This is a genomic window from Rhizobacter sp. P1_G5 (assembly GCF_056405435.1).
Genome location: NZ_JBFUCB010000241.1, coordinates 1 through 8,367, shown reverse-complemented (window position 1 = coordinate 8,367; position 8,367 = coordinate 1). Strand labels below are relative to the sequence as shown.

Here is an 8,367-nt window from a genome sequence, read left to right as displayed (position 1 = left end):
GGCCGACGTCGCGCAGACGCCGGCGCAGGGCGTGGCGCAGCGCGACCGGGTCGATTTCTCCGACGCGCAGTTCAACATGGACTTGCTGGAGAGCGAGATCAACGGCGGCGCCCCGCCGCCGGCGCCGCCCCGCAAATCCAAGCCGGTGGCCAAGCCGGCCGCGAAGCAGGCGGGCAAGCCGGCGGCCAAGCCCGCCGCGCGGCCGTCGGCACCCCGGCCTGCCGCCCCCGGCTTCGTGCGCGAAGCCCGCCAGCGCGAGCGCTGGCGCAGCCCCTGGGTGCGCGGCGTGCTGTCGCTGTGCGCGATCGGGCTGCTGGCCGGGCTGGCCGGCCAGGCGGCGCTGCATTTCCGCGACACCATCGCTGCGCAGTGGCCCGACACCAAGCCGTGGCTCGCGATGGCCTGCAAGCAATGGCATTGCGAGATCGGCGCGCCACGCCGCATCGACGACCTGGTCGTCGAGAGCAGCGCGCTCGCGCCGGCCAATGGCGGCGCGGCCTACAAGCTGTCGGTCGTGCTGCGCAACCGCAGCGCGCTGGCGCTCGCGATGCCGTCGATCGACCTGAGCCTGAGCGACCCGAGCGGCCAGCTGGTCGCGCGTCGTGCGCTCGCGCCGTCGGACTTCCGCGTCGCGACGCCGGTGGTCGCGGCGGGCGCCGAGAGCAGCCTGCAGGTGCTGCTCTCCACCGACGGACGCCGCGTCAGCGGCTACACCGTCGAGATCTTCTATCCCTGAATCACCGACCCTGAACGCGAACGCCGCGTTCCTCTCCCGGAGCCTCCCATGTCAGCCCTCATCTGCGGATCCCTCGCCTTCGACACCATCACGATGTTCCCCGGCCGCTTCGCGCAGCAGATCCTGCCGGAGCAGGTGCACATCCTGAACGTGTCGTTCCTGGTGCCGACGCTGCGCCGCGAGTTCGGCGGCTGTGCCGGCAACATCGCCTACACGCTCGCCAAGCTGGGCGGCGAACCGCTGGTGATGGCCACCGTGGGCGCCGACGACGTGGAGTACCGCGCGCGCATCGCGTCGTGGGGCGCCAGCACCGAGTTCGTGCGCAACGTGCCGGACAGCTACACCGCGCAGGCCATCATCATCACCGACACCGACAACAACCAGATCACCGCCTTCCACCCCGGTGCGATGCAGGCGGCGCACACGACGACGGTGCCGACCGATCGCGGCGTGCGCATCGCGATCGTCGCGCCCGATGGCCGCGACGCGATGCTGCAGCATGCGCAGCAGCTGGCCGATGCGCAGATCCCGTTCATCTTCGATCCGGGCCAGGGCCTGCCGATGTTCGACGGCGCCGAGCTGAACCGCTTCATCGCACAGGCGAGCTGGGTGACTGTCAACGACTACGAGGCGCGCATGCTGTCGGAGCGCACCGGGCTGAGCATCGAGGCGATGTCGCGCTCGCATCTGAAGGGCGTCGTCGTGACGCTCGGCGCCGAGGGCTGCGAGCTGTGGGAGCAAGGCGTGCGCACGCGGGTACCGGGCGTGCCGGCGACCGAGGTGCTCGACCCGACCGGCTGCGGTGACGCCTTCCGCGCCGCGCTGCTGTACGGCCTCGAACGCGGCTGGACGCTGGAGCGCTGCGTCGGCCTGGGCAACCGGATCGGCGCGCTGAAGATCGCCAGCCGCGGCGGCCAGAACCATGTGATCGATCGCACGGCACTCGGGGTGTGAGCGGAAGGTTCCCTGGAGCGAGGGGGTGACCCATCGGCATTTCCGGGATATCTTCACGCCCTGCGTCAGACAAATGTTGATACTGTCGTCGGGGTTGATCGGTTCGTCGAAAAGAGCCGGCAAAGGGAATACGCGATGCAGGCTTTCCAGTCACTCGTCCTGGCTTTCACGACACTCGCGCTCTGCGCGGTGACGTGGGGCGCATGCCATTGGTGGTACGGCCGCCGCCTGAAGGCCTTGCAGCAGAAGGTCGACAAGATGGAGAAGGCCCGGCACGTCGCCGGCTTGCACGCGCAGCAGGCGCGCAAGCAGATCGAGCAGCTGCACAAGCAGATGGCGGTGCTGCAGCAGAAGCGCAGCGACCTGCAGGCGGTGATGCAATCCCAGCTCGACGTCGACCTGCYGATGCCCACCGGCGGCCGCACCGGGGCCGGTGACGGTCCGATCCTGCCACCCAACGGGTTCGCCGACACGCTGCCGATGTAGCGGTCAGAAAAAAACCCGGCCGAAGCCGGGTTTTGTCTGAACGCCTTCCGGCCTCAGGGCTTGTTGCCCGTCGGGAAAGGCCACGCAGCCGCAGGGCTGAGCGCGGTCTTGGCTGCAGGAGCAGCCGCAGGCTTCGCAGCAGCAGGCGCAGCAGGCGCCGCGGGTGCCGCCTTCTTGGYGGCCGGCTTCTTGGCCGCCTTCTTGGCCGCAGGCTTCGCAGCCTTCTTCGCAGGGGCCTTCTTCGCAGCAGCCTTCTTGGCAGGCGCCTTCTTGGCAGCAGCCTTCTTCGCCGGCGCCTTCTTGGCCGCGGCCTTCTTCGCCGGAGCCTTCTTCGCCGCAACCTTCTTCGCTGCAACCTTCTTCGCCGGCGCCTTCTTGGCCGCGGCCTTCTTTGCCGGCGCCTTCTTGGCGGCGACCTTCTTCGCTGCGACCTTCTTGGCCGGAGCCTTCTTCGCTGCGACCTTCTTCGCCGGGGCCTTCTTCGCCGCGACCTTCTTTGCCGGAGCCTTCTTCGCTGCCGCCTTCTTGGCCGGAGCCTTCTTTGCAGTTGCCATTACATTTCTCCTTGATCAAGTTGAAAGAGCACTGCCCTGCGCCGGCGCCATGCCGATGCGAGGCAGTTATTCACTGTCCGAAGTCGCCCAGGAGGGACGCCCCGGTACGGTGAATGGGGTTGCAGGCCGTTGGCCACCGCGTGCTTGGCGGTGATCTCTTGACGGCCTGCGAATCTTGATCTCGTCCATGACCTGTTGCTGATCTCTGTGATGCAGTCAGCGAAGCGTCAGTCCCACGAGAGGGCGCCACCGGATTGGTACTCGATGACACGCGTCTCGAAGAAGTTGCGCTCCTTTTTCAGGTCGATCATTTCGCTCATCCACGGGAACGGGTTTTCCTCGTTCGGGAAGAGCTCTTCCAAACCAATCTGCGTTGCACGCCGGTTGGCGATGTAGCGCAGGTAACCCTTGAACATCGATGCATTGAGGCCCAGCACGCCGCGCGGCATGGTGTCCTCGGCGTAGCGGTATTCGAGCTCGACGGCCGTCATGAACAAGGCCTTGATCTCGGCCTTGAACTCCGCCGTCCAGAGGTGCGGATTCTCGAGCTTGATCTGGTTGATCAGGTCGATGCCGAAGTTGCAGTGCATCGACTCGTCGCGCAGGATGTATTGGTACTGCTCGGCAGCGCCCGTCATCTTGTTCTGGCGACCGAGCGCCAGGATCTGCGTGAAGCCGACGTAGAAGAACATGCCTTCCATCAGGCAGGCGAACACGATCAGCGACTTCAGCAGCGTCCGGTCGTTCTCGGGCGTTCCGGTGTTGAAGTTCGGATCCATGATCGCGTTGATGAACGGGATCAGGAATTCGTCCTTGTCGCGGATCGACTTCACCTCGTTGTAGGCGTTGAAGATCTCGCTCTCGTCCAGCCCGAGCGACTCGACGATGTACTGATAGGCGTGCGTGTGGATCGCTTCCTCGAAGGCCTGGCGCAGCAGGAACTGGCGGCATTCGGGCGCCGTGATGTGGCGGTAGGTGCCCAGCACGATGTTGTTGGCGGCCAGCGAATCGGCAGTGACGAAGAAGCCGAGGTTGCGCTTGATGATGCGGCGCTCGTCGTCGCTCAGGCCGTTCGGATCCTTCCAGGTCGCGATGTCGCGCGACATGTTCACTTCCTGCGGCATCCAGTGGTTCGCGCAGGTCGCGAGGTACTTCTCCCACGCCCACTTGTACTTGAACGGCACCAGCTGGTTGACGTCGGTGCGGCCGTTGATGATGCGCTTGTCGGCGGCCTTCACGCGTTGCGCGGCGGCAGGAGCGGAGGTGCTGGAAGTGTTCAGGGAGGTGGGGATCAAGGGGGAGGCAGGTGCTGCGATCGCAGCATCGAAGTCAGGAGATGGAGCGACCGCACGCGCTTGAGAGGGCAGGCTCTGCGCGGGACTCGCTTTGTGAGAGATCGAGGGTTTAAGGTCTTCTTCCCAAACCAACATGGTGGACTTCCTTGACGCGTTGAATTATGAGAGTGTTGTGTTGAAACACCAAGCACTTATTGACATCGCGAGCACTTCGCTGTTGCTGTGTCGCATCGAAAAACGCGCGTGCATTCGCGAAGACTCGCGATGAGCACGCGCGTTGCTCAGTGCATCACTGGCACGCTTCACACGTCGGGTCGTCGATCGCGCAGAACTTGATGTCGGTGGCAGGCTCTTGCGATGCGGAGAACACCGGCGCAGCGGCCGTCATCACCGGCGCAACAGCCACCGCAGCGACCGGCGCCGCACCCATCGACGACGATCCATCACCGCTCGACACCGAGTTCATCTGCCCCGCCTTCACGGTCGACTTCTCGGCATGCGTCGCGCCGACGGTGCGCAGGTAGTAGGTGGTCTTCAGGCCGCGCGTCCACGCGAGCTTGTAGGTCTCGTCGAGCTTCTTGCCCGAGGCGCCGGCCATGTAGATGTTCAGCGACTGCGCCTGGTCGATCCACTTCTGGCGGCGCGCGGCGGCCTCGACCAGCCACTGCGTCTCGACCTCGAAGGCCGTCGCGTACAACGCCTTCAGGTCGGCCGGCACGCGGTCGATGCGGCGCAGCGAACCGTCRAAGTGCTTCAGGTCCATCACCATCACGTCGTCCCACAGGCCGAGCTTCTTCAGGTCGCGCACCAGGTACTCGTTGACGATCGTGAACTCGCCCGACAGGTTGGACTTCACCGACAGGTTGCCGAACGACGGCTCGATCGACGCGCTGACGCCGATGATGTTCGAGATGGTCGCGGTCGGTGCGATCGCCACGCAGTTGGAGTTGCGCATGCCGTGCTCGGCGATGCGGCTGCGCAGCGCCGACCAGTCCAGCGTCGCGCTGCGGTCGACGTCGACATACCCGCCGCGGGCCTCGGCCAGCAGGTCGAGCGAGTCGATCGGCAGGATCCCCCTGTCCCACAGCGAGCCGCGGTAGCTGGAGTAGCGGCCGCGCTCGGCCGCCAGTTCGGTCGACGCCCAGTAGGCGTAGTAGCAGACGGCTTCCATCGAGCGGTCGGCGAACGACACCGCGTCGTCCGAGGCGTACGGCGTGCGCAGTTCATACAGCGCATCCTGGAAGCCCATGATCCCCAGGCCCACCGGGCGGTGGCGCAGGTTGGAGTCACGCGCCTTCTTGACGGCGTAGTAGTTGATGTCGATCACGTTGTCGAGCATGCGCATCGCGGTGGCGACGGTCTTCTTCAGCTTCGCGTGGTCGATCTGCACCGTGCCGTCGACCTGCTTCAGGTGGTGCACCAGGTTCACCGAACCCAGGTTGCACACGGCGATCTCGGTCTCGCTGGTGTTCAGCGTGATCTCGGTGCACAGGTTGCTCGAGTGCACGACGCCGACGTGCTGCTGCGGCGAGCGCACGTTGCAGGCGTCCTTGAAGGTGATCCACGGGTGGCCGGTCTCGAACAGCATCGAGAGCATGCGGCGCCACAGGTCCTTGGCGGGGATCTTCTTGAACAGCTTGATCTCGCCGCGCGCGGCCTTGTCTTCATAGCGCGTGTAGGCCTCCTCGAAAGCCTTGCCGAACTTGTCGTGCAGGTCGGGGCAGGTCGACGGCGAGAACAGCGTCCAGTCGCCACCCTCCATCACGCGGCGCATGAACAGGTCCGGAATCCAGTTCGCGGTGTTCATGTCGTGGGTGCGGCGGCGGTCGTCGCCGGTGTTCTTGCGCAGTTCCAGGAACTCCTCGATGTCGAGGTGCCAGGTCTCCAGGTAGGCGCAGACGGCGCCCTTGCGCTTGCCGCCCTGGTTCACCGCGACGGCGGTGTCGTTGACGACCTTCAGGAACGGCACGACGCCCTGGCTCTTGCCGTTGGTGCCCTTGATGTGCGAACCGAGCGCGCGCACGTTGGTCCAGTCGTTGCCCAGGCCGCCGGCGAACTTCGACAGCAGCGCGTTCTCCTTCAGCGCTTCGTAGATGCCTTCCAGGTCGTCGGCGACGGTCGTCAGGTAGCAGCTCGACAGCTGCGAGCGCTGCGTGCCGGCGTTGAACAGCGTCGGCGTCGAGCTCATGAAGTCGAAGCTGGACAGCACTTCATAGAACTCGATCGCGCGCGCTTCGCGGTCGATCTCGTTGAGCGCCAGGCCCATCGCGACGCGCATGTAGAAGGCCTGCGGCATCTCGATGCGCACTTCGTTGATGTGCAGGAAGTAGCGGTCGTACAGCGTCTGCAGGCCGAGGTAGTCGAACTGCAGGTCGCGCTCGGCCTTCAGCGCCGCGCCCAGGCGGACCAGGTCGTACTGCAGCAGCTTCTCGTCGAGCCGCTCGGCCTGCACGCCCTTCTTGATGAAGCCGGGGAAGTAGTCGGCGTAGCGCGCCGGCATCTCGGCCTGCAGCACCTCTTCACCGAGGATTTCCTTGCGGATCGTGTGCAGCAGCAGCCGCGCGGTGGCGCGGGTGTAGCCGGGGTCCTTCTCGATCAGCGTGCGCGCGGCCAGGATCGCGGCCTTGTGCACTTCATCGATCGGCACGCCGTCGTAGAGGTTGCGGCGCGTCTCGGCCAGGATGGGGTCGGGCTTCACGTCGGCGCCCAGGTCGGCACAGGCCGATTCGATCAGCACCTGCAGGCGGGCGAAGTCGAGCGGCACGCGCTGGCCGCGGTCGATCACCATCAGCGCCGGCTCGGCGGCGGCCGCGGCCACGTGGCCCTGCTTCGAACGCTCCTGCGAACGGCGCTCGCGGTACAGCACGTAGGCACGCGCCACCTCGTGGTGGCCGCCGCGCATCAGGCCGAGTTCGACATGGTCCTGCACGTCCTCGATGTGGAAGGTGCCGCCGCCCGGGCGCGAACGCAGCAGCGCGCGCACGACCGATTCGGTCAGCCCGTCGACCGTCTCGCGCACGCTGGCCGAGGCCGCGCCCTGCGTGCCGTGCACGGCGAGGAACGCCTTCATCAGGGCGACGGCGATCTTGTTGGGTTCGAAGGACACGACCGCGCCGTTGCGGCGGATGATCTGGTAGCCCTGGTAGGCCGACGCGGAGGCCGCGGGGCCGGTGCCGCTGCGCGGCGTGCTGCTGGTGGAGGAGGCGGCGTTGGGAGTGACGTTGCTGACTGCTTGCATGGATACCCCTTCTTGTGGTCTGTCGACGCGATACGGATTCAATGACCAGGGCTCACGCCGGACCCGCCCCACAGCGCAAAGGCTGCGGCGCGCCGCCGGCGCTGAGCCGCCGAAGACGCATGAGAAGGACCGGTGAAGAACGATGGACGAGCGCGATGGGTGAGGCTGTGGAACGGCTTGCCAACACGCGGGACCCGGGTGCCGCCCTGTCGCTGCTGCTCGTCATGACATGTCGTCGCACGTCATTGACACCGGCAGCAAGGGCGGGCGCGGGCCTGAAGATGTTGGGACAAGAGAATACCACGAGGGACACTATATCTGGGGGCTCCCCACCCTTCAAGCACTAGCTATAGCGTCCCGACAAACAAGGGGGATGAAGCGGCGGTGCACCTCGACGCGCCGTTTTTGATTGCCGCGCGGCCTCGGCGCCCACCGGCGCTGCACCTGCGGCGATGCATCCGCGCGCAGCCTTGCGCTCCCGCCGATTTGCGCCGCAGACGCCGATGGAAACTGGCTTGCCGCGATGCGAACGCAGGCCCTCTCGTGCGGCACTCAGCGCGGCCCGCGCAAGCCTTCGGGAAAATACCGACCGTGCCAGCGCAGGCCCTCGGTCACGCGCGGCCAGTCGAAGCCCGGGCCGGGGTCGATCTTGCGGCCGGGTGCGACATGCTCGTGCCCGGCCACGCCCTGCAGCGGATAGCGCCGCGCGAGCGCGCGCAGCAACGGCAGCAGCCGCGCGTACTGCGCCTCCTCGAAGCGCTCGCCCTCCAGCCCTTCCAGCTCGACGCCGACCGAGAAGTCGTTGCAGTTCTCGCGCCCGCGCCAGGCCGAGCGGCCGGCGTGCCATGCGCGCTCGTTGCACGAGACGAACTGCAGCAGCTCGCCGTCGCGCCGCACGACGAAGTGCGACGACACCTGCAGCCCGCGGATCTGCTGGAAGTAGGGGTGCGCGTCCCAGTCGAGCCGGTTCGCGAACAGCCGCTCGATCGCATCGCCGCCGTACTCGCCGGGCGGCAGGCTGATCGAGTGGACGAGGGCCAGTTCGACCGCGCAGCCGGCCGGCCGCGGCCCGAAGTTGGGCGACGCGCAACGGCGGGCCTGTTC

7 protein-coding genes are annotated in these 8,367 nt (G+C 66.6%); 3 read left to right on the top strand and 4 right to left on the bottom strand.

The genetic code is table 11. The features are described 5' to 3' along the window. The 3 genes from AC1D12_RS17320 to AC1D12_RS17310 all read left to right on the top strand — a co-directional run. On the top strand, nt 1–736 hold a 736-nt coding region (locus AC1D12_RS17320), incomplete at its 5' end, for a DUF3426 domain-containing protein (RefSeq protein ID WP_477841787.1). Between the two features lie 48 nt (nt 737–784). Then, on the top strand, nt 785–1,690 hold the full coding sequence (locus tag AC1D12_RS17315; RefSeq protein WP_477841785.1) for a carbohydrate kinase family protein: 906 nt from the start codon (nt 785–787) through the stop codon (nt 1,688–1,690). Between the two features lie 135 nt (nt 1,691–1,825). Next, the gene (locus AC1D12_RS17310; protein ID WP_477841783.1) at nt 1,826–2,176 is read left to right on the top strand and encodes a hypothetical protein; all 351 of its coding nucleotides are present in this window, start codon (nt 1,826–1,828) and stop codon (nt 2,174–2,176) included. Between the two features lie 53 nt (nt 2,177–2,229). Here the strand turns inward: AC1D12_RS17310 and AC1D12_RS17305 are convergent, their stop codons facing one another. The 4 genes from AC1D12_RS17305 to ampD all read right to left on the bottom strand — a co-directional run. Then, on the bottom strand, nt 2,230–2,730 hold the full coding sequence (locus tag AC1D12_RS17305) for a histone H1-like DNA-binding protein (RefSeq protein ID WP_477841781.1): 501 nt from the start codon (nt 2,728–2,730) through the stop codon (nt 2,230–2,232). A gap of 227 nt (nt 2,731–2,957) precedes the next feature. After that, nucleotides 2,958–4,160 carry a ribonucleotide-diphosphate reductase subunit beta gene (locus AC1D12_RS17300; RefSeq protein WP_465112852.1) on the bottom strand — a complete coding sequence of 401 codons (1,203 nt, stop codon included), beginning with the start codon at nt 4,158–4,160 and terminating at the stop codon, nt 2,958–2,960. 154 nt (nt 4,161–4,314) lie between these two features. Continuing rightward, entirely contained in the window at nt 4,315–7,263 is a 2,949-nt protein-coding gene (locus AC1D12_RS17295) for a ribonucleoside-diphosphate reductase subunit alpha (RefSeq protein ID WP_047506615.1), read from the bottom strand. 552 nt (nt 7,264–7,815) lie between these two features. Next, nucleotides 7,816–8,367: 1,6-anhydro-N-acetylmuramyl-L-alanine amidase AmpD (gene ampD / locus AC1D12_RS17290; protein WP_477841778.1), on the bottom strand; the 552-nt coding region annotated here is incomplete at its 5' end.